This window comes from Paraburkholderia sp. HD33-4 (genome assembly GCF_021390635.1).
Classification (GTDB): Bacteria; Pseudomonadota; Gammaproteobacteria; order Burkholderiales; family Burkholderiaceae; genus Paraburkholderia.
Map to the genome: position 1 here is coordinate 2,876,940 of NZ_JAJEJS010000001.1, position 21,658 is coordinate 2,898,597.

Annotated in this window: 13 protein-coding genes; 6 read left to right on the forward strand and 7 right to left on the reverse strand. The window is 65.6% G+C overall.

The features are described from left to right. Nucleotides 1-1,056 precede the first annotated feature (1,056 nt). The 4 genes from L0U84_RS12710 to L0U84_RS12725 all read left to right on the forward strand — a co-directional run bounded on the left by L0U84_RS12710 (nucleotide 1,057) and on the right by L0U84_RS12725 (nucleotide 10,200). Nucleotides 1,057-1,902: an IclR family transcriptional regulator gene (locus L0U84_RS12710; RefSeq protein ID WP_233850300.1), complete on the forward strand. Its 846-nt coding sequence runs from the start codon at nucleotides 1,057-1,059 to the stop codon at nucleotides 1,900-1,902. A gap of 421 nt (nucleotides 1,903-2,323) precedes the next feature. Continuing rightward, complete coding sequence (locus L0U84_RS12715) at nucleotides 2,324-3,712, forward strand: MdtA/MuxA family multidrug efflux RND transporter periplasmic adaptor subunit (RefSeq protein ID WP_233850301.1); 1,389 nt, start codon at nucleotides 2,324-2,326, stop codon at nucleotides 3,710-3,712. Between the two features lie 23 nt (nucleotides 3,713-3,735). Further along, a complete protein-coding gene (locus L0U84_RS12720; protein ID WP_233850302.1) occupies nucleotides 3,736-6,870 on the forward strand; it encodes an MdtB/MuxB family multidrug efflux RND transporter permease subunit in 3,135 nt (1,044 codons plus the stop codon). Nucleotides 6,871-6,873: 3 nt separating this feature from the next. Beyond that, nucleotides 6,874-10,200, forward strand: a complete 3,327-nt coding sequence (locus L0U84_RS12725; protein WP_233850303.1) for an efflux RND transporter permease subunit — start codon at nucleotides 6,874-6,876, stop codon at nucleotides 10,198-10,200. A 17-nt stretch (nucleotides 10,201-10,217) separates the two neighbouring features. Here L0U84_RS12725 and L0U84_RS12730 read toward each other — a convergent pair whose 3' ends face one another. From L0U84_RS12730 to L0U84_RS12740, 3 genes are all read right to left on the reverse strand, one after another. Further along, the gene (locus L0U84_RS12730; protein WP_233850304.1) at nucleotides 10,218-10,682 is read right to left on the reverse strand and encodes a hypothetical protein; all 465 of its coding nucleotides are present in this window, start codon (nucleotides 10,680-10,682) and stop codon (nucleotides 10,218-10,220) included. 67 nt (nucleotides 10,683-10,749) lie between these two features. Then, entirely contained in the window at nucleotides 10,750-11,313 is a 564-nt protein-coding gene (locus tag L0U84_RS12735) for a peroxiredoxin (protein ID WP_233850305.1), read from the reverse strand. Nucleotides 11,314-11,485: 172 nt separating this feature from the next. Beyond that, on the reverse strand, nucleotides 11,486-12,850 hold the full coding sequence (locus tag L0U84_RS12740; RefSeq protein WP_442793999.1) for an EAL and HDOD domain-containing protein: 1,365 nt from the start codon (nucleotides 12,848-12,850) through the stop codon (nucleotides 11,486-11,488). 291 nt (nucleotides 12,851-13,141) lie between these two features. On the opposite strand from L0U84_RS12740, the gene L0U84_RS12745 reads away from it, so the two are divergent. Further along, complete coding sequence (locus L0U84_RS12745) at nucleotides 13,142-14,956, forward strand: putative bifunctional diguanylate cyclase/phosphodiesterase (RefSeq protein ID WP_233850306.1); 1,815 nt, start codon at nucleotides 13,142-13,144, stop codon at nucleotides 14,954-14,956. Nucleotides 14,957-15,051: 95 nt separating this feature from the next. After that, the gene (locus L0U84_RS12750; protein ID WP_233850308.1) at nucleotides 15,052-16,509 is read left to right on the forward strand and encodes an HDOD domain-containing protein; all 1,458 of its coding nucleotides are present in this window, start codon (nucleotides 15,052-15,054) and stop codon (nucleotides 16,507-16,509) included. Nucleotides 16,510-16,609: 100 nt separating this feature from the next. Here the strand turns inward: L0U84_RS12750 and L0U84_RS12755 are convergent, their stop codons facing one another. From L0U84_RS12755 to astB, 4 genes are all read right to left on the reverse strand, one after another. Next, nucleotides 16,610-17,992 (reverse strand): EAL and HDOD domain-containing protein, encoded by a 1,383-nt coding sequence (locus L0U84_RS12755; protein WP_233850310.1) that lies wholly within the window; start codon nucleotides 17,990-17,992, stop codon nucleotides 16,610-16,612. Nucleotides 17,993-18,295: 303 nt separating this feature from the next. Beyond that, the gene (locus L0U84_RS12760; RefSeq protein WP_233850311.1) at nucleotides 18,296-19,090 is read right to left on the reverse strand and encodes an ABC transporter substrate-binding protein; all 795 of its coding nucleotides are present in this window, start codon (nucleotides 19,088-19,090) and stop codon (nucleotides 18,296-18,298) included. Between the two features lie 146 nt (nucleotides 19,091-19,236). Next, nucleotides 19,237-20,331 (reverse strand): succinylglutamate desuccinylase, encoded by a 1,095-nt coding sequence (astE, locus tag L0U84_RS12765; protein ID WP_233850312.1) that lies wholly within the window; start codon nucleotides 20,329-20,331, stop codon nucleotides 19,237-19,239. After that, a complete protein-coding gene (gene astB, locus L0U84_RS12770) occupies nucleotides 20,315-21,655 on the reverse strand; it encodes an N-succinylarginine dihydrolase (protein WP_233852013.1) in 1,341 nt (446 codons plus the stop codon). The genes astE and astB overlap by 17 nt, the downstream gene beginning before the upstream one ends. Between the last annotated feature and the right edge of the window lie 3 nt (nucleotides 21,656-21,658).

Genomic DNA, 21,658 nt, shown 5'->3' on the forward strand with positions numbered 1-21,658 from the left:
CGCCGTGTCGGATTCGTCGGTCATGCACGCATGGCGTCATTTAGCGCGCACTTTGTATCCGCATGTTGTCTGATACTGCATTATTTGTAACCGAACACGGGTCCGTCTGAGTGCGGGCTGGCGCTATCCGTACTGCGCGATAAGCGACACCTGACTGCGAAATTCGGTTCGTGAGCAGCCTCAACGTAGTGATGTAAATCGGATAGATATCACTAAAGCGCCTTCAGTTATTTTTATTTTCCTTGTACGGAAACACCTCCTCATTGAGCTTCCATCCATTTTTTATCTGACTTACTTTATAGATTGAAAGTCTTTGCGCGACCCGATGTGCGGAGCATGATTCGTTGAGGCGCAGTCACCCTTATGCGCCCTTTCGCACTTATTGCTGCTACAAACCGCTTTGGTCACGCATTGCCGGAGGCGACAGTTTTAATGCTTTCAAGGCCTTCTTCGGCGCACCGCTTTTGCGAAGTTTTTCAGACCTGGCTACGAAGAGTTTTCCGATGAAAATGTATGCCAGCCTAGTTACTACGCAAGAATTTTGATGTGACGATTACCGAACCTATCCGTGAGCGCATAGCGTTTTGCCAATATGCGCATGACATATCACCGTGGCAATAGACACGGTGCCGCTGACAGTCAAGCTTCTGCTGTCGTGCGCTGATAGATGAAAAAAAAGGCGTCACGTTGCCGCGACGCCTTAAAAAGTTCTAGCCATTCCGAGGGCCGTGCTAGAACCTGAGAGAAGGTATTCGAAAGGCGCAAGCGCATTGGACGGACAAACGATCCTGCAATCCGGGATTTTTCCGCTCGCACGCACCAAACCGCAGCGGTGAAAAAGCGACTTTCGAAATGAGGTTCCATTTTTTATGGTTATGCTGACTAAGTCAAGCAAAAAGATATAGTCGCTCATGAATCGGCAATTTCTTCCGATACAATGAGATTCTTAAAGATATCTGAAGGGATGCCCCGGTTTGGAGATGCTCCCGCCCTCTACGAGCGGCCGTCAACAGGTTGTCGAACGAACAATTTGAAATACCGTTCCAAAAAAAGCGCATGAACCGATCTACACCCAACCAGACCGTCGCCGCCAAGGTCCCCGCCAGCAAAGACCGGGATGCCCCGGGCGATGAAGTCACCGCGCTCGCGCGCGGCCTCACGGTACTGCGCGCCGTCGCCGCCGCGCACGCACCGCTGAGCAATCGCGAACTCGCCGAGTTGACCGGCATCCCGAAACCCACCGTGTCGCGCATCACCGCGACCCTCGTGGGCGCCGGTTTTCTGCTGCGACTGCCCGACAGCGAGCGCTTCGTGCTGACCTCGTCGGTGCTCGAACTGAGCAACGGCTTTCTGCGCAACTTCGACATCCGCTCGCGCGCGCGGCCCTTTCTGATCGAACTCGCGGAACGCACCGCGCTGTCGGTGCATCTCGCGGTGCGCGATCGCTACGACATGGTCGTCATCGATGCGATCCGGCCGCGTTCGGCGGTGCTCGTCTCGCGGCTCGAAATCGGCTCGCGCATGAGCTTGACGCGCACGGCCGTGGGCCGGGCGTATCTCGCGGCGCTCGCGCAGCCGGAACGCGACCGTCTGCTCGTCGGCCTGCAGACGGCCGAAGGTGACGATTGGGGCTTTATCGGCAGCCGTCTCGTCAGCGCGATCCAGGACACGCTCGAGCGCGGCTTCGCGATCGCCACCGGCGAGTGGCACAACGGGCTGAACGCGATCGCGCTCGGCTTCATCGGGCCGTCGGGCGAGCGCTACGCGGTCAATTGCGGCGGCTCGGCCGACCAGTGTCCGCGCGACTGGCTGATCTCGCGCGCCGCGCCCGCGCTGCTCGAATGCATCGACAAGATCGTGCTGGAGATTGGTGGCGCACCGGGGCGCCGTCTCGACGAATAGGTCGTCGGCAACATCGTGCGCCATCGTGCACCAAACGGCGCCATCCCGACTTCGAGCCACGCCGTGGCAGTCGCATGCCGCCCTCACCCGACAATTTGCCGACATCCTGTAACCTTCGTAATCAACCGAAAAATACGCGGCTGGACTGTTACAGACGCCGCAACGTACGATCACGCATCCCGTCGCGGGACCGCGCGCGGCGAGCCGTGAGCGCCGTCGAAACGGCCTCGCCCATCCGTGTGATGATTCCGCATTGCGTTAACATCTCTGTCCCGCGCCTCGAGTAGCATCGCGCTGAACATTGCGCGGAGCCCACCGCCACGACCGCCTGACCTGCCGCCCATGTGCCGGCCGCCGTCCTTCGAACGGCGGCGAGCGCATCGGCGGCTCACATCACAAAGCCAGCCACCTGACCGAACCGATGGACGAACAACAAAAGCACCCGGAAACCCAACGCCCTACCGCTTCCCAGCCAGCCGCGAGCGGCGCGCAATCGAGCGCGCCCGGCACCGCGAAACGCCACCGCGGCCGCACCGTCGCGCTGATCGTCGCGGCGCTGGTGGTGCTCGGCGTCGTGCTGTGGCGCTGGCATCCGTGGGGCGGGCCCGGTAGCGGCGCGAGCGCGCCGGGTGCCGCGAGCGGCGCGCGCAGCGGCCGCTTCGGCCGCGGCGGTCCGAACGCGATGGCCAACCTCGCGCAGCCGGTGCACGTCGCCGCCGCGACGCAGGGCGAGATGCCGGTCGTGCTGACCGCGCTCGGCACGGTCACGCCGCTCGCCACCGTCACGGTGCTGCCGCAGTTGAGCGGCGTGCTGCAGGACGTCTATTTCAAGGAAGGCCAGATGGTCAAGAAGGGCGACGTGCTGGCCCAGATCGACCCGCGCCCGTATGAGATTTCGCTACGCAACGCCGAGGGCACACTGGTGCGCGACGAGGCGCTGCTCGCCACCGCGCGTCTCGATCTGAAGCGCTATCAGACGCTGCTCGCGCAGGACTCGATCGCGAGTCAGCAGGTCGACACCCAGGCGTCGTTGGTGCGGCAATACGAAGGCACGGTGAAGTCCGACCAGGCGAACATCGACAGCTTCAAGCTCGACCTCGTGTACGCGCGCATCACCGCGCCGGTGTCGGGGCGCGTCGGCCTGCGCCAGGTCGATCCGGGCAATTACGTGACCTCGGGCCTCACCAACGGCATCGTCGTGATTACGCAACTCGATCCGATCAGCGTGGTGTTCACCACTTCCGAAGACAACCTGCAGCAGATCATCCAGCACACGCAAAACGGCGAGTCGCTGTCGGCGACCGCGTACGACCGCAGCAACACGCATCCGCTCGAAGTCGGCTCGCTGAAGACGATGGACAACCAGATCGACACGACCACCGGCACGATCAAGCTGCGCGCGGTCTTCCAGAACAAGGACAACGGCCTGTTCCCGAACCAGTTCGTCAATACGCGCCTGCTCGTCGATACGATCAGGGACGCGGTGATCGTACCGACCTCGGCGGTGCTCAACGGCTCGATGGGCACCTTCGTGTACGTCGTGAAGGCCGACAATACGGTCACCGTGCGCCAGGTCAAGGTCGGCCCGGTCGACGGCGAGCGCACCAGCATCCAGTCGGGCCTCGCGGTCGGCGAGCGCGTCGTGATCGACGGTTCGGACCGGCTGCGCGAAGGCGCGAAGATCACGATTCCGGCCGAGCGGCCGCGTGGCGCAGCCGGCGCGCACGGCGCGAGCGCGCCGGCTGGCGCCTCGGCCGCCTCGGGCGCGCACGCGCATCACGGCCGGCACGCGTCGCAGGCATCGTCATAAAGTAAAGGCTCGGCACTTACCGCATGAATCCATCCCGCGCTTTTATTCTGCGTCCCGTCGGCACCGCGCTGCTGATGGCGGCGATCATGCTGGTCGGTCTCGTCGCGCTGCGCTTTCTGCCGCTGTCCGCGCTGCCCGAGGTCGACTATCCGACGATCCAGGTGCAGACCTTCTATCCGGGCGCGAGCCCGGACGTGATGACCTCGTCCGTGACGGCGCCGCTCGAGCGGCAGTTCGGGCAGATGCCGTCGCTGAACCAGATGTCGTCGCAAAGCTCGGCCGGCTCGTCGATCATCACGCTGCAGTTCAGTCTCGACCTGCCGCTCGACATCGCCGAGCAGGAAGTCCAGGCGGCGATCAACGCGGCCGGCAACCTGCTGCCGTCCGACCTGCCCGCGCCGCCGATCTACGCGAAGGTCAACCCGGCCGACGCGCCGATCATCACGCTCGCGATCACGTCGAAAACGCTGCCGCTCACGCAGGTGCAGGATCTCGCCGATACCCGTCTCGCGCAGAAGATTTCGCAGGTCGCGGGGGTGGGTCTCGTGAGCCTGTCGGGCGGCCAGCGCCCGGCGATCCGCATTCAGGCGAACCCGCGCGCGCTCGCCGCCTACGGCCTGAATCTCGATGACCTGCGCACCACGATCTCGAACCTGAACGTCAACACGCCGAAGGGCAATTTCGACGGCCCGACGCGCAACTACACGATCAACTCGAACGACCAGTTGACGAGTGCCGACGAGTACCAGAGCGCCGTGGTCGCGTACAAGAACGGCCGTCCCGTGATGCTGACCGACGTCGCGAGCATCGTGTCGGGACCGGAGAACACCAAGCTCGGGGCGTGGGTCGACAACACGCCCGCGATCATCCTGAACGTGCAGCGCCAGCCGGGCGCGAACGTGATCCAGGTGGTCGACAGCATCAAAACGCTGCTGCCGCAACTGCAGCAGTCGCTGCCCGCCGCGCTCGACGTCGAGGTCGTCACCGACCGCACGACCACGATCCGCGCGTCGGTGCGCGACGTGCAGTTCGAACTGGCGATGTCGGTCGTGCTGGTCGTGCTGGTGATGTACCTGTTCCTCGCGAACGTCTACGCGACGATCATTCCGAGCCTGTCGGTGCCGCTGTCGCTGATCGGCACGCTCGCCGTGATGTACCTGTGCGGCTTCTCGCTGGACAATTTATCGCTGATGGCGCTGACCATCGCGACCGGCTTCGTCGTCGACGACGCGATCGTGATGATCGAGAACATCGCGCGCTACGTCGAGGAAGGCGAGACGGCGCTCGAAGCCGCGCTGAAGGGCTCGAAGCAGATCGGCTTCACCATCATTTCGCTGACGGTCTCGCTGATCGCGGTGCTGATTCCGCTGCTCTTCATGGGCGACGTGGTCGGGCGCCTCTTTCATGAATTCGCGATCACGCTCGCGGTGACGATCGTCATCTCGGCGGTCGTGTCGCTGACGCTCGTGCCGATGATGTGCGCGAAGCTGTTGCGCCACACGCCGCCGCACGACAGTCACCGCTTCGAGGCGAAGGCGCACCGCTTCATCGACTGGGTGATCGCGCGCTACGGGGTCGCGCTCACCTGGGTGCTGAACCGTCAGCGCTCCACGCTGGTCGTCGCGGTGCTCACGCTGGTGCTGACCGGCCTCCTGTACGTGTACGTGCCGAAAGGCTTCTTCCCGGTGCAGGACACCGGCGTGATCCAGGCGATCACGCAGATGCCGCAGTCGGTGTCGTTCGCGTCGATGGCCGAGCGTCAGCAGGCGCTCGCCGACCAGATCCTGAAGAATCCGGACGTCGAAAGCCTGACCTCGTTCATCGGCGTGGACGGCAGCAACATCACGCTGAACAGCGGCCGCATGCTGATCAACCTGAAGCCGCGCGACGACCGCAGCAACACCGCGAGCGACGTGATCCGCCAGTTGCAGAAGGACGTCGCGCATATCCCGGGCGCGTCGCTGTACATGCAGCCGGTGCAGGACCTGACGATCGACTCCACCGTGAGTCCGACGCAGTATCAGTTCATGCTGACCGATCCGAACATCGGCGAATTCACGACATGGGTGCCGAAGCTGGTCGACCGCTTGAAGCAGTCGCCCGAGCTCGCCGACGTCGCGACCGATCTGCAGGACAACGGCCGCTCGGTGTTCATCGAGATCGACCGCGCGACCGCCGCGCGCTTCGGCATCACGCCGGCCACGATCGACAGCGCGTTGTACGACGCGTTCGGCCAGCGCATCGTGTCGACGATCTTCACGCAGTCGAACCAGTACCGCGTGATTCTCGAAGCGCAGCCGACGATGCAGCACTACACCACGTCGCTGAACTCGATCTACCTGCCCTCTTCCACATCGTCGGGCGGCCAGGTGCCGCTGTCGTCGATCGCGAAGTTCATCGAGCAACCCGCGCCGCTTCTGGTCACGCACCTGAGCCAGTTCCCGGCCACCACGGTGTCGTTCAACCTCGCGCCCGGTTCGTCGCTCGGCGCGGCCGTGCAGGCGATCGGGCAGGCCGAGAAGGACATCGGCCTGCCCGCGTCGTTCCAGACGCGCTTCCAGGGCGCGGCGCTCGCGTTCCAGGCGTCGCTCGCGAACGAGCTGTTCCTGATCCTCGCGGCGATCGTCACGATGTACATCGTGCTCGGCGTGCTGTACGAGAGCTTCATCCATCCGATCACGATTCTGTCCACTCTTCCGTCGGCCGGCGTCGGTGCGCTGCTCGCGCTGCTGATCACCGGCCACGATCTCGACATCATCGGCATCATCGGCATCGTGCTGTTGATCGGTATCGTGAAGAAGAACGCGATCATGATGATCGACTTCGCGCTCTACGCCGAGCGCGAGGAAGGCAAGCCGCCGCGCGAGGCAATCTACCAGGCGTGTCTGCTGCGCTTCCGGCCGATCCTGATGACCACGCTCGCCGCGCTGCTCGGCGCGCTGCCGCTGATGCTCGGCACCGGCGCGGGCTCGGAGCTGCGCCGTCCGCTCGGTATCGCGATCGCCGGCGGTCTGATCGTGAGCCAGCTGCTGACGCTGTTCACGACGCCGGTGATATACCTCGCGTTCGATTCGCTCGGCCGCCGGCTGCGCGAGCGCTTTCACCGCGGCGATTCGTCCGGTAGCGCCACGCCGCCCGCCACCGATGCAGGGAACTGAGCGATGAATCTGTCGCGTCCGTTTATCTCCCGCCCGGTCGCCACCACGCTGCTGGCGATCGGCATCGCGCTGTCGGGCGTGTTCGCGTTCACCAAGCTGCCGGTGGCGCCCCTGCCGCAGGTCGATTTCCCGACCATCTCGGTGCAGGCGACGCTGCCGGGCGGCAGTCCGGAGACCGTCGCGACGAGCGTCGCGAGTCCGCTGGAACGGCATCTCGGCTCGATTGCCGACGTGACCGAGATGACGTCGCAAAGCTCGGTCGGCTCGACGCGCATCACGCTGCAGTTCGGCCTGAACCGCAACATCGACGGCGCCGCGCGCGACGTCCAGGCGGCGATCAACGCGGCGCGCGCCGACCTGCCCGCCAGCCTGCGCAGCAACCCGACCTATCACAAGGTCAATCCGGCCGACGCGCCGATCCTGATTCTCGCGCTGACGTCGAGCACGCTCACGGCCGGCCAGCTCTACGATTCGGCGGCCACGGTGCTGCAGCAGTCGCTGTCGCAGGTGCAGGGGGTCGGCGAAGTGGACGTCAGCGGCTCGGCGAATCCGGCGGTGCGCGTCGAGCTGGAACCGAACGCGCTGTCGCATTACGGCATCGGCCTCGAAGACGTGCGCGCGGCGCTCGCGGCGGCCAACGCGAACAGCCCGAAGGGCTCGATCGAGTTCGGCGAAAACCGTGTGCAGCTCTACACGAACGACCAGGCGAGCAAGGCGTCGCAGTACAAGGATCTCGTGATCGCCTATCGCAACGGCGCGCCGGTCAAACTCTCCGATATGGGCGAGGTCGTCGATTCGGTCGAGGATCTGCGCAACCTCGGCCTCTTCAATGGCAAACGTTCGGTGCTGGTGATCCTGTACCGGCAGCCGGGCGCGAACATCATCGAAACCGTCGACCGTGTGAAGGCGATGCTGCCGCAACTGCACGCGTCGCTGCCCGCCAACGTCGATATCGCGCCGACCTCGGACCGCTCGACGACGATCCGCGCGTCGCTGAAGGACACCGAGCGCACGCTCGTGATCGCGGTCGCGCTCGTCGTGATGGTCGTGTTCCTGTTCCTGCGCAACTGGCGCGCGACGCTGATTCCGAGCGTGGCCGTGCCGATCTCGATCATCGGCACGTTCGGCGCGATGTACCTGATGGGTTTCTCGATCGACAATCTGTCGCTGATGGCGCTGACCATCGCGACCGGCTTCGTCGTCGACGACGCGATCGTCGTGCTCGAAAACATCTCGCGCCACATCGAAGACGGCGTGCCGCGCATGAAGGCCGCGTTCCTCGGCGCGCGCGAGGTCGGCTTCACGGTGATGTCGATCAGCATTTCGCTCGTCGCCGTGTTCCTGCCGATCCTGCTGATGGGCGGCATCGTCGGGCGGCTGTTCCGCGAGTTCGCGCTGACGCTGTCGCTCGCGATCGCGGTGTCGCTGGTCGTATCGCTGACGCTCACGCCGATGATGTGCTCGCGCCTGCTGCGCGAGCCGCACGAAAAAGAACAGGAAAGCCGCTTCGGCCGCTGGCTCGAACGTGGCTTCACGTCGATGCAGCGCGGCTACGAGCGCACGCTCGGCTGGGCGCTGCGACATCCGCTGCTGATCGTCCTCGTGCTGCTGCTGACCATCGCGCTGAACGTCGCGCTCTACATCATCGTGCCGAAGGGCTTCTTCCCGCAGCAGGACACCGGGCGTTTGATCGGCGGCATCCAGGCCGACCAGAGCACGTCGTTCCAGGCGATGAAGGGCAAGTTCTCGCAGATGATGGAGATCGTCGGCAAGAACCCGGCGGTCGACAGCGTGGTCGGCTTCACCGGCGGCCGGCAGACCAACTCGGGCTTCATGTTCGTGTCGCTGAAGCCGAAAAGCGAACGCAAGATCTCCGCCGACCAGGTGATCCAGCAGCTGCGCGCGCCGCTCGGCGACGTGGCCGGCGCGCGCACCTTCCTGCAGGCGGTGCAGGACATCCGCGTCGGCGGCCGGCAATCGAACGCGCAGTATCAGTTCACGCTGCTCGCCGACTCGACGCCCGATCTGTACAAGTGGGGGCCGAAGCTCACCGAGGCGCTGCAGGCGCGCAAGGAGCTCGCCGACGTGAACTCCGACCAGCAGCAAGGCGGTCTCGAGGCGATGGTGACGATCGACCGCGCCACCGCATCGCGTCTCGGCATCAAGCCCGCGCAGATCGACAACACGCTGTACGACGCGTTCGGCCAGCGCCAGGTGTCGACGATCTACAACCCGCTGAACCAGTATCACGTCGTGATGGAGGTCGCGCCGCGCTACTGGCAGAGCCCGGAAACGCTGAACCAGATTTTCGTCAGCACCTCGGGCGGCAGCGCGAGCGGCGCGCAGACCACCAATGCGCCGGCCGGCACCGTGACGTCCAAAGCAACCAGCACGGCGAGTACGACGAGCGCGGCAACCGGCGGCACGGCGGCCACCACCGCGACGAGCGCGGCCAGCATCGCGGCCGACTCCGCGCGCAATCAGGCGATCAACTCGATCGCGGCGAGCGGCAAGTCGAGCGCTTCTTCAGGCTCGGCGGTGTCGACCGCGAAGGAAACGATGGTGCCGCTGTCGGCGATCGCCAGCTTCGGGCCGGGCACCACGCCGCTGTCGGTCAATCACCAGAGCCAGTTCGTCGCCTCGACGATCTCGTTCAACCTGCCGCCGGGCGTGTCGCTGTCCACCGCCACCCAGGCGATCTACGACACGATGGCCGAGATCGGCATGCCGGGCACGATCCACGGCAGCTTCCAGGGCACCGCGCAGGCGTTCCAGCAGTCGATGTCCGATCAGCCGATCCTGATCCTCGCCGCGCTCGCGGCCGTGTATATCGTGCTCGGCATCCTGTACGAGAGCTACATCCACCCGCTGACGATCCTGTCGACGCTGCCGTCCGCGGGCGTCGGCGCCCTGCTCGCGCTGCTGCTTTTCAACACCGAGTTCAGCATCATCGCGCTGATCGGCGTGATCCTGCTGATCGGCATCGTGAAGAAGAACGCGATCATGATGGTGGACTTCGCGATCGACGCGTCGCGCAAGGGGATGTCATCGCGCGACGCGATCCACCAGGCCTGTCTGCTGCGCTTCCGGCCGATCATGATGACCACCTTCGCCGCGCTGCTCGGCGCGTTGCCGCTCGCGTTCGGCAGCGGCGAAGGCGCGGAGATGCGCGCTCCGCTCGGTATTTCGATCGTCGGCGGCCTGATCGTCAGCCAGATGCTGACGCTCTATACGACGCCGGTCGTGTATCTGTACATGGATCGCCTCCGCGTGCGCTGGGAAGCGAGAAAGGCGCGCCGCGCGGGTGGCACGGCGCCGACGTCGTCATGAGGTAGCGGCGGTGGCGCTTACAGCTTCTGCTCGATGGCCAGCGAGAAAATCCGCTGCCATTGGCGCGCCACCCGTTCGTTCGACATCGGCACGAGCCACTCGCCGTGCCGTGTGTCCTTGACCTTCAGCGCGAGCCGCGCCTGTGCGTTGCGGCCCTGCACTTCGGCGCCGAGCAGATCGGCGAAGATATACGCACCCTGCTCGTCGCCGACGCGAATCTCGCAGAACCGCTTGGCCGCCGCGAGCCGCACCGAACCCCAACTGCCCTTCAGTTCATGCGTCCAGTCGCCGTCCCGCACGTTTGGCGCGACTTCGCGGCGCCGCTGTCGCCAGTACGCGAGCGCACCGGCGATCAGCAACGCAACCAGCACGGCCACGCCCTCCGCCACCGCCAGCCCGAAATCGGCCCGCAGCGCATCAAAGGCGCGCACCGCGCCGTACCCCAGCGCGATCAGCGCAATCAACGCAACGACAATCGGCATCGCAAGCTCATCCGGCAAGAGGTTTTAGTCGGCTGGCACGGGCAAACGCGATGGCGCGTACGGCCCCTCACTGCCCCTTATGCGCGGCCGCCCACTCCTTGAGCGCGTTCAGCGTGTTCTCGACATGCTTGTCGGGCGACAGGCTCGTGTACTCGTAGATGATCTTGCCGTCGGGCGCGATCACGTACGACACGCGATTCGCCATGCCGGCCTTCAGCGGCATGGCCGCGTCGTACGCGTTGATCACCTTCGCGTCGGCGTCGGCGGCGACCGGGAATTTGCTGCGGCATTCGCTGACCGAAAACTTCGTCAGCGTGTCGATGTTGTCGTGCGACACGCCGATCACCGTCGCGCCGTACTTCTTGTATTCGTCGACCGCATCGGCGAACTCGTGCGCCTCGATCGTGCAGCCCTTCGTGAACGCGGCCGGATAGAAGTACAGCACGACCGGCCCCTTCTTCAGTTCGTCGGCCAGCGAATACGTGTAGGTCTTGCCGCCGAGCGAGGCCTCGGCGGTAAACGTCGGCGCGGTATCGCCGGGCTTCAGGGTTGCCGAAGCGAGCGGCGAATGCATTGCGAATCCGAACGCCATGACGGCGGTCAGTACCGCCGGTATGTGTTTTATCTTCATCTGCTCCTCCATGCGTGAGCGCACGCGGCTGATCCGGTCCATCGAAGAGAGCTTCGGCCGGCGTTACGGGCCGTCGCTGAACTTATTATTGGACCACGGATGCGCCCGCCGCGTCGCTCGGCGCCCCGGACCACAAGCGAATCGAAAGAATGCGGCGCGCGAGCTCAGCGCATCAAACGCCCAACTCCGCCACGTGCGCGCCGAACCACGCCGCCGCCGACAGGTTCAGCTCCGACAGCACGTCGGGCGTCAGCGCGTGGAAACCCGCCGCCGTCGCGACCGGCGCGGCGTCGCCGCCCTCGCCCGCGACCTCGGCGATCAGCAGCAGCGCGCCCAGTTCGCCCTTGCGCGCAACGATCGCCTCGCGGATCTGCGGCGCGAGGCCGAGCTTTTCGAGGACCGTCTCGGGTGTGCTGTCGAGCACGATGTGCACGAGCGAAAAAATCCCGGTCATGAACGCGGCGTCGGCGAATTCGCCGTCGGCCGGATGCAGCCAGTTCGCGGCGAGCTCCATGAAGCGCGAGCGCGTCGCGGCCAGTTGCACGAGCGGATCGGCGCGCCACGGCAGATCGCCGGTATCCGAGTAGAGCAACAGTTGCGCCCAACGCGCGATCTGCCGCGTGCCGGTCGCGATGATCGCCTCGCGCAGCGACGCGATGTTGCGCCCGAGGCCGAACGCGCTCGAATTGACCAGCCGCAGCAGTTGCACGACCACGCCCGGATTGACCTTCAGCTCCGCCTCGAGCTCGACGATGCCGGCGTCGCGCGACAGCAGCGCGAGCAGCCGCAGCAGGCCCGGGCGCAGCGAACGGTTGCGCGGCGCGGCCAGCACCTGCGGCCGCGCGAAGAAGTAGCCCTGGAACAGATCGAAGCCGAGTTCGTGGGCGAGCGCGAAGTCCTCGTGCGTCTCGACCTTCTCGGCGAGCAGCGTCTTGCCGTGGCCGCGCAGTGTCTTCGCGAGTTTCGCGACCATGGGGCGCGGCGTCTGCAGGAAATCGATCTTGACGATGTCGGCGTAAGGCAGCATCGCGTCCAGCTCGTCGGTCAGATCGCGCACGTCGTCGAGCGCGACCTGGAAGCCGGCGCCGCGCAGCTCGTCGAGGCGGCGTCCGAGCGAGGCGTCGTAGCGTACGGTTTCGAGGATTTCGAGCACGAAGCGCTCGGGCGGCATCAGATGGACGATGTCGCTAAAGAGCAGCGCGCGGTCGATATTGACGAACCCGCGATGCTGGCCGAGCACGGCCGGCACGCCGATTCCGCCGATCGTGCGCGCGACCACCTGCGCGGTGGCCTGCGCGTCGTCATTGATTTCGGCGTAGTTGTACGTTCCGGCACGGAACAGCAACTCGTAGGCGTGAAGCGCGCCGGTGCGATCGAGAATCGGCTGACGGCCGACGTAGACGTACTGCGGGACCGCGTCCGGGTGCCCGTGCTCACGATAGCCGGTCAACGCGCCGGCGAATACATCACGCACCTCGACGTCCCGCGGGACGGGCCGTGGGGGTCGGGCAGACCTGACGACGGGGCGTTCGGACATGGATCATCGGTGCAAGGTTCGGAAAGTCAACGCTACGCGACGTCATCAGCGTCGCCAGATTAGGGGAGATTCGCCGTGTTAACGGTCACTAAGCGGCGTCACTTTAACCGAATCGTCCCGGCGACGGCACCGGGCTTCTCCTTACCAGATGTTTTTCTCCGCGGGCCGCTAAAGATTTCGCCATAAGAGTCGTTATCTCGTTCTGATGGGGCGGCCTGATATCTCCCGGCCGCCCGGACCGGCGGACAAGCAGCCCCGCCAGCGGACGAAACCAGGTTGCCAGCGACAAACATGGAAGCGAACACGATCACCGCGCCCCGCCGGGGCTCCTTGCGCACGGTCATCGACCGGCTGCGGGCGTTCGGCCGGCGCGAGGACGACGACCAGCCGAGCAGCACGAACCGACCGCCCCCACTGGAACAGGTGGTGGGCGCGGTCGACCTGCTCGCGCACGTCGACGACGCGTTGCACTTCGTCTACGTGTCCGACGCGAGCCTGCGCTTCATCGGCTATCACCGCGAATACCTGAAAACGGCGACGCTGCACGATCTGGTCGCGCCCGCCGACGTGCCGCGCCTCGACGCGCTGCTCAAGCACGCGGCGGCCTCGGGCAACGTCGAGAAAGCGACCCTCGGGCTCGTCAAGTCGCTGACCTACCCGATCACGGTCGAGCTGCGGGTCGTGCGCAGCAGCCACGACGGCGTCGACGGCTATGCGATCGCCGGTTTCGACGTGTCGTCGTGGCGCGCCACCGAAGAGCGCCTGACCCAGGCGTTGCATCTGGACCGGCTGACCAGCCTGCCGAACCAGTCGGGACTGCTGCACGCGTTGCTCGACGCGCAGCACAAGGCCGACGCGCACGGCACGCCGGTCGCGTTGCTGCTGCTCGATCTCGACGACTATCAGCGCGTGAACCGCGCGCTCGGCTACGACGCCGGCGACGAAATGCTGCGCGACACGTCGCGGCGCCTGTTGAACATGACGAGCCCGAACGAAACGATCGCGCGCGTCGCCAGCGACGAGTTCGCGATCCTCGTGAAGCCGGCCGCGAGCCGCACCGACGCGGCGGCCGCCGCCGAAGCGCTGGCGCGGCGCCTGTTGAGCGCGATCCAGCAGCCGTACGTGTTCAAGGGTCAGCAGGTGCATCTGTCGGCCAGCATCGGCATCGCGCTGTATCCGGACGTACGCCACGCCAACGACACCGGCGGCCACGATACCCACCTGCTGCGCTGGGCCGACCACGCGCTGTTGCAGGCCAAGGCCGCGGGCGGCAACACGCTCGCGTTCTACGTGCCCGACGACAACCCGGCCGACGCCGAACGACTGAAGCTCGAGGCCGACCTCTACGACGGCGTCCGCAACGGCGAGTTTTCGCTACACTTCCAGCCGATCACGAGCAGCCGCACGCGGGGCGTGGTCGGTGTCGAAGCATTGATCCGCTGGTCGCATCCGGTGCATGGCCTCGTGCCGCCGTCGATGTTCATTCCGCTCGCCGAGTCGATCGGGCTGATCAACTTCCTCGGCAACTGGGTGCTGAAGGTCGCGTGCATGCAGCTGATCCAGTGGGACGCCAAAGGCATCCCGCTGCAGTACGTGGCGGTCAACGTGTCGCCGCAGCAGTTTCGCGATCCGCGCTTCAAGGACTCGGTGCGCGAGGCGATCGAGCTGACCGGCATCGATCCGCGCCGCGTCGTCTTCGAGATCACCGAAAGTCTGCTGATGCACGACCCGGCGCACGCCAAGGGCTTGCTCGAAGACCTGACGGCGATGGGCATCCGCTTCGCCGTCGACGACTTCGGCACCGGCTATTCGAGCCTCGCGTACCTGCAGCGTTTTCCGCTCGCGAAGCTGAAGATCGACCGGAGTTTCGTCGAGAATCTGCTAACCTCGCGAAACGATCAGGCAATCGTTAGCGCTGTCGTCGGCCTGGCGCAGACGCTCGACCTCGAACTGGTTGCCGAGGGCGTCGAAACGGAAGCGCAACGCGCGCTGCTCACCGAGATGGGCTGCGATCACATTCAGGGCTGGCTCGTCTGCAAGGCGCTGCCGTCCGAAGAACTCGCGCAGCGCTTCGAGACGCGCGAGCTTCAGTTGCACGGCGCGTAACGGGCGATGCGGACTCGACGCCCACGCAGCGGAACAAGCCGGCTCACGACCGGCATGGCATTCACTGGAACACGTATGGCTTTTGCGGGACTCACATGGTAAAGGCGGCAGTGCTCGACCGGCTCTGGACGCGAATGAGCGAGCGCGGCGATTTCCCTATGCTGTCGCAATCGCTGCGCACCACCATGGCAGCAGTGACCAACGACGACCTCGACTTCACCGGCCTCGTGCAAGTGGTGCTGTCGGACTTCGCGCTCACGCAGAAGGTGCTGCGGCTCGCGAACTCGGCGATGTACATGGCGTTCGGCGGCAACATCACGACCGTGTCGCGGGCGCTGATGGTGCTCGGCATGGATGCGGTCGGCCATCTGGTCGTCGGCCTGAAGATCGTCGATCACTTTCATCACAGCGCGCCGCGCCGCATCGATGCGAAACTCGAACTGAACCGCACGCTGCTGTCAGGCTGCGTCGCGCGCAAGCTGACCGAGCGCGGCGACCTGCGCGCCGGCGAAGAAGCGGTGGTCTGCACGCTGATGCGGCAGATCGGCAAGCTGCTGGTCGTGTTCTATCTCGACGCCGAGTGGGACCAGATTCGCCGCCATATCGACGGCGGCGCGCAGGAAGCCGATGCGTGCGTGCTGGTGCTCGGCGTCACGTTCGATGAAATCGGCCACGAAGCCGCGGTGCGCTGGCGCCTGCCCGACACGATCCGCTCGGGCATGGGCGAGTTCGATCCGGAAGATGTGACGCAACCGCGCCAGGTGCAGTGGTTGCGCGCGATCACCAATTACTCGACCGCGGTCGCCGACGTGCTCGCGCAGCAGAGCATGCCCGAGGGGGAGCGCGAGGCGCGCATCGGCGAGCTTGCGCACGAGTACAGCGGCGCGCTGAACACCGACCCCGAGGTGCTGCTGCAGATGAGCGTCGCGCTCGCGCGCGAGGATGGCGGCGACGGCGTGATGCGCGAAATCGTCGAGTTGCGCGCCAATGCCGATGCGATCGCGCGCGAGGCGATGACGCCCGAGGCGCGCATCGAGGTCGGGGTGAAGGATCTGCGCGGTCTGCCCGAGGGCAGCCCGCTCGCACCGGCGCTCGGGATGGCCGCCGAGACCGTGCTCGCGGCGCTCGGCTTCGCGCGCACCGTGGTGTACGTCAAGCATAGCAACGGCACGTTCAGGGCGCGTCTCGGCTTCGGGCCGAAGATCGACGCGGCGCTGCCGCGGCTCGCGTTCAGCACCGCGTTCGCACCCGACGTGTTTCATCTGGCGATCGCGAACTCGGTGGGCATCTTCATCGAGAATGCGCGCGACCCGAAGATGGTCGCGCGGCTGCCCGAGTGGTTCCGGCGCTCGTTCGACGACGCCCGTGCGTTCGTGCTGCTGCCGATACTCGACGAAACCGATCAGACCGTCGCGCTACTGTACGGCGACTGGTCGCATACGCAGGAGGCGCGCCGCATCTCGCAGAAGGAGATGAGCGTGCTCAACGAAATGGCACAGGAGTTAGGACGTTTTTTCGGCCAGGGGCAGATGCGGGAAATGGAGATGATGTGAAGACCTGGCGTGATCGTTGATCACTCTGCTTCACTTTGATCCTTGCCGTGTTTGCCCGAAAACGATTTTATCCGGGCACGATGTGGGGTTTTCACCCCACTCAATCCTCGATTCGCTCCAGCCCTTCCGCGCTGCGATCCGCGACGCCGGCCCATGCGCCGGCCGCGAGCCCCATCTGCGCGACCTCTTCCACCGTCAACGGCGCAAGACGCTCGCATAGCGTGGCGACGCGCTCCCATGCGCCGCCTTCGAGCGCCTCGACCGCGCTCAGCAGCAGACCCAGCCTGCCCTCGCGATGCAGGATCGCGGCCTGGATCGGCCGTGACAGCGTAAGGATGTTAAGGGTTTTTTCGAGCGAGCCGCCGAACACCGCATCGACGAACGAGAACACGCCGGTCAGGAAGGCCGCGTCGGCTTCGTCGCGGCCCGCCTCGGGCATGCGCTCGATCGCGAGCTCCATGAAGCGCGCGCGGCTGGCGGCGAGTTGCAGCAGCGGATCGTCCTCGAGCGCGACCTTGCGGCCGTCGGCGTAGAGCAGCAGCTGCGTCCAGCGCGCGATGCGGTCGGTGCCCGTCGCGTTGATCGCGTCGCGCAGCGTCGTCACCTTGTGACCGACCGCGAGGCCGCTCGAATTCGCGAGCTTCATCAGATGCATGACGAGCACCGGGTTCATCTTCAGCTCGGCTTCGAGCTGGGCGACCGTCGGGTCGCCCGCGAGCAGTTGCAGCAGATTGAGCAGCGCGTGGCGCGGCGCGCTGACGCGGCGCGTCGCCGAGCTTTGCGCACGCGCGAAGTAATAGCCCTGGAAGCGGTCGAAGCCGAGCTCATGCGCCGTTTCGAAGTCGGCCTGCGCGTCGACAGCCGATGCGAGCAGCAGCTTGCCCGCCGACTTCAGCACGCTCGCCAGCTTCGGCAGCAGCGCGCGCGGCGTGCGCGTGACGTCGATCTTGACGACTTCGGCGTAGGGCAGCAGCTTCGCGAAAGTTTCGTTGGGCTGCGTGACGTCGTCGAGCGCGAAGCGGTAGCGGCGGCCGTGCAGATACACGACACGCGCGATCAACGCGTCGTCGACTTCGAGAGACGAAGGCAGCTCGAGCATGAAGCGCTCGGCGGGCAGTCTCAGGATCGCGTCGTCGAGCAGCAGTTCGCGGTTCACGTCGACGTAGGCCGGATGGCCAGTCAGCGCGCCGCGCACGTCGGCCTGCACGAGTCCGCGCACGATCGCGCGCGCGACGCGTTGCGCCGGCGTGGGCGAGCGTCCCGGCAACGCGTCGGTGTCGGCGTCGGATTGGGAATGGGTCTCGGCGTGCGGTGCATCCTGATCGGCGTCGGCGAGCGGCAGCTCGGGCGCACGCACCTTGATCTCGTAGCCGCACAGCATGCCGTCCCGATTCAGAATGGGCTGCCGCGCGTAGCTGGCGGCGAGCGACGCGTCGTCGGTCGTGCCGCTGTGGCTCAGAGTCTCGATTGCGATGGTGGTCATTCCGGTCCCCCGCTCGGCGCCGCTGGCGCCTGGCCGCTATGTTCTGTTTTTCGCTGCACGTAGGCGCGTTTCTTTGACGTTAAAAGCTGCGTCGCGCGTGGCAGAGTGCGTCGCAATTTTATCGCAGCGTCATTGGGCGCGAACAGGCTTACGAGGCAATATCTCGAAATATTGTTGAACGTTTGCGACACGCGCGCGAAAAAGTAAAACGGCCGCATTAGCGGCCGTTCTGCATTGCGAGTCACGAATCGCTCGCTGCACCCGTTGCGCGTCGCTGGCGACGCGCAACACATCGATGCATCGTTACTTCAGCACGACTTTCACGTCGAAGTATTTGGCGGCGAGACGGTCGATCGTGCCATCCGCCTTCAGTTCCTTCAACGCGCCGTTCAGCGCATCCTTCAACGCCTTGTCGTTCTTGCGCACGCCGTAGCCGACACCCGCGCCGAGCAGCTTCTCGTCGCTGACAGCCGGACCGGCGAACTCGAAGCCCGCGCCCTGCGGCTTCTTCAGAAAGCCCTTCGATGCCGCTTCGGCGTCCTGGAACGACGCGTCGAGACGGCCCGACGCGAGGTCCGCGTAGATCTGGTCCTGCGTTTGATACGGTACGACGTCGACGCCGGCCGGTGCCCAGCGCGCCTTCGCATAGGTTTCCTGGATCGTGCCCTGCAGCACGCCGACGTGCTTGCCCTTCAGCGACGCGGGCGTCGGCTGCAGAGCGCTGCCCTTCTTCGCGATCATCTGGTTCGGGATCGTGTAGATCGGATCGGTGAAGTCGATCGCCTGGCGACGCTGGTCGGTAATCGTCATGTCGGAGTTGATCGCGCTGAACTTGCGCGCTTCGAGCGCCGGAATCAGGCCGTCGAACGAGTTCTCGACCCACACGCACTTGACCTTCAGCTTCGCGCACACGGCATTGCCGACGTCGATGTCGAAGCCCTGCAGTTCGCCAGCGGGCGACTTCGATTCGAACGGCGCATACGACGCCTCGACGCCGAAGCGCACTTCCTTGATCTCAGCCGCCGACGCGGTGCCTGCCGTCAACGCCGCCGTCGCGAACAGCGCGAGCGCGGCCAGGTTGGGCCAATTCATCTTCATTACGGGTGTTCCTTTACGGTGTGGACTGAAACGGAGCCGATTCGGCACGTGCAGGCGGGTTATGCCCGCCGCGCCTCGGACTCGCGCGGCCGGCGTGACCGGTAGGTGCGACAGCCGCGAAGCGCGCGATTGTACACGGAACCTGTCTAGACAAGTTTGGACAGCGTCTCGGCGGTGGTGTCGACGACGAGCAGTCCGGCGCGCAAGCCGGGCTTGACGCTCGGGTTCGGAAACACGATGCGCTCTTCGTCGCGCTGCACCGAGTACTGATAGTCGCCGTCGCGCGCGAGCAAGCTGCCCTTGGCGAGCGGCGTGAAGTTCGGCACGTCGGGGGCGAGCAGCAGTTCGAACGCGTCGCTTTGCTTGGTCAGTTGATCGACGACGGTGAAGACTCGCGGCAGAGCGGCTTGTGCGTCGGCTCGCGTGTCGGCTGGCGAGCTCACACGCGAGCCGGCCAGCAGCGCGCGCAGCGCGAGATCCGCGCCCTCGAAGCGCGTCAGGTCGTTCTCGCCGAACGGCCGCACCTTGCCGAGTTCGAGCGTGACCGCATCGGCGCCACACGCTTGCGCGGTGAAGTGCGAATAGGTGTTGCCCTTGGTCGTGTGCAACAGCACCGCGCTGATGCGAGCGTCGCCGAGCCACTCGAACATCGCGCGCGAAAACGGCTTGCCGGTATGCGGCAGCAGCGCGAAGCGCTCGAATACCGACGCGCGAATCGCGGTGTGCATGTCGATATGCCAGCGCGCGCCGGGGGCGTCCGACGCGGCCGCGAAAAAGCGTGTCGCCGCCTGTTCGAGCGCCGCCGCGCGCGGCGCTTCATGACTGTGCGGCAACTGCAGATGACGGCCGCTGAACAGCCGGTTCAGATCGTCGTCGCGATAGCGGCCGCCGTCGCGCATCGCGTCGATGTTGCCGAGAATTACGAGCAGCCGGCACGTGAGCGCGGCACGGCCTTGCGCGATATCGGCGACGATGCGCGACAGCAGTTCGATCGGCGCGGTTTCGTCGCCATGCACGCCGGCCGAGACGAGCACGCTGCGTCGGTCCGCATGCTGCTGCGCGGGCTCGATGACTGGCTCGATGACAAGCACACCGTCGCCCTGCCACGTCCAGCGCACGCCGTTCGCGCACACCCCTTGCGCCTCCCGCGCGCTCGGCCGCGAACCCGCGAGCGTCCACGCGAGAAAATCGTCGAGCATCGCGCTCGGGGCCGGCATCGCGTGTTCAGCGCTGGAAGTCATACAGCGAGCCCAGAGCGAGGATTTGCGTCAGTTCATCGAGCGCGGTGCGCGATTCGACCAGCAACTGCGGATCGGTCAGATCAGCCGGCGCGAGACGATCGCGATAGTGCTTTTCGATCCACGCATCGAGACGGCCGAACAGCGTGTCGTCGATCCACACGCCAGGGGCGACCGCGGCCCGTTCGGTGTCGTCGAGTACGACGCGCAGACGCAGACATGCGGGGCCGCCACCGTTCTTCATGCTCTCGCGCAGATCGAACACCAGCACTTCGTCGATCGGACCGCTGTGCGAAGTCAGCTCATCCAGATACGCGGCCACGCGCGGATTTTCGCGGCACTCCTGCGGCACGACCAGCACCTGCTTGCCATCGGGCCGGGTCAGCAGCTGGCTGTTGAACAGATACGAGGTCACCGCGTCGGCGACGCTGACCTGCGCGTCGGGCACTTCGATCACGTTGAAGCCGGCTTGCAGGCTCGCCAGCTTCGAGCGCAGCTCGTCGTACACCGCGTGCTGCTCGACGAACGCGAGCTGATGGCAGAACAGCGTATTGCGATTGCCGACCGCGATCACGTCGTTATGGAACACGCCCGCGTCGATCACTTCCGGGTTCTGCTGCGCGTACACGGTCGCCGCTTCCTGCAAGCCGTGACGATGCGCAACCGCGCGGCTCGCCTCGAACGTCTGGCGCGCCGGATAGCGCTTCGGCTCCGGCCCGCGACGATACTCACTGCGGCCGTACACGAAGAATTCGACACCGCGCGCCCGGTACTGCTCGCAAAAGCGCGTGTGATTCGCCGCACCTTCGTCGCCGAGCGCGGGCGTGCCGGGCAACGCCTCGTGCACGACGAAGCGGTCGGTGTCGCTGAACATCGCGCGCAGCGTGCGGCGCGTCGATTGATGCTCGATCGCGCGATGCAGCTTGCTGCACAGATTGGCCGGCGTGAAATGCACGCGGCCGTCGTGCGTATCCGCGGACGGACTCACCGTCGCCGCATTCGCGGTCCACATCGCCGAGGCCGAACTCGCCGCCGCGAGCAACTCGGGCGCGTCCTTCGCGACACGCGCGATCACCGACGCGTCGTCGCCGGAAAAGCCGAGCTCGCGCAACAGCCGCATCGACGGACGCTCCTGCGGCGGCAGCACGCCCTGATGAAACCCGAGGTCCGCCAACTGCTTCATCTTGCGCAGACCCTGGCGCGCGGCGGCCTTCGGGTTCGCGACCGACTTCTCGTTGTTCTGCGACGCGACGTTGCCGAACGACAAGCCCGCGTAGTTGTGAGTCGGGCCGACCAGGCCGTCGAAATTGGCTTCAGTGGCTTGCAGCAT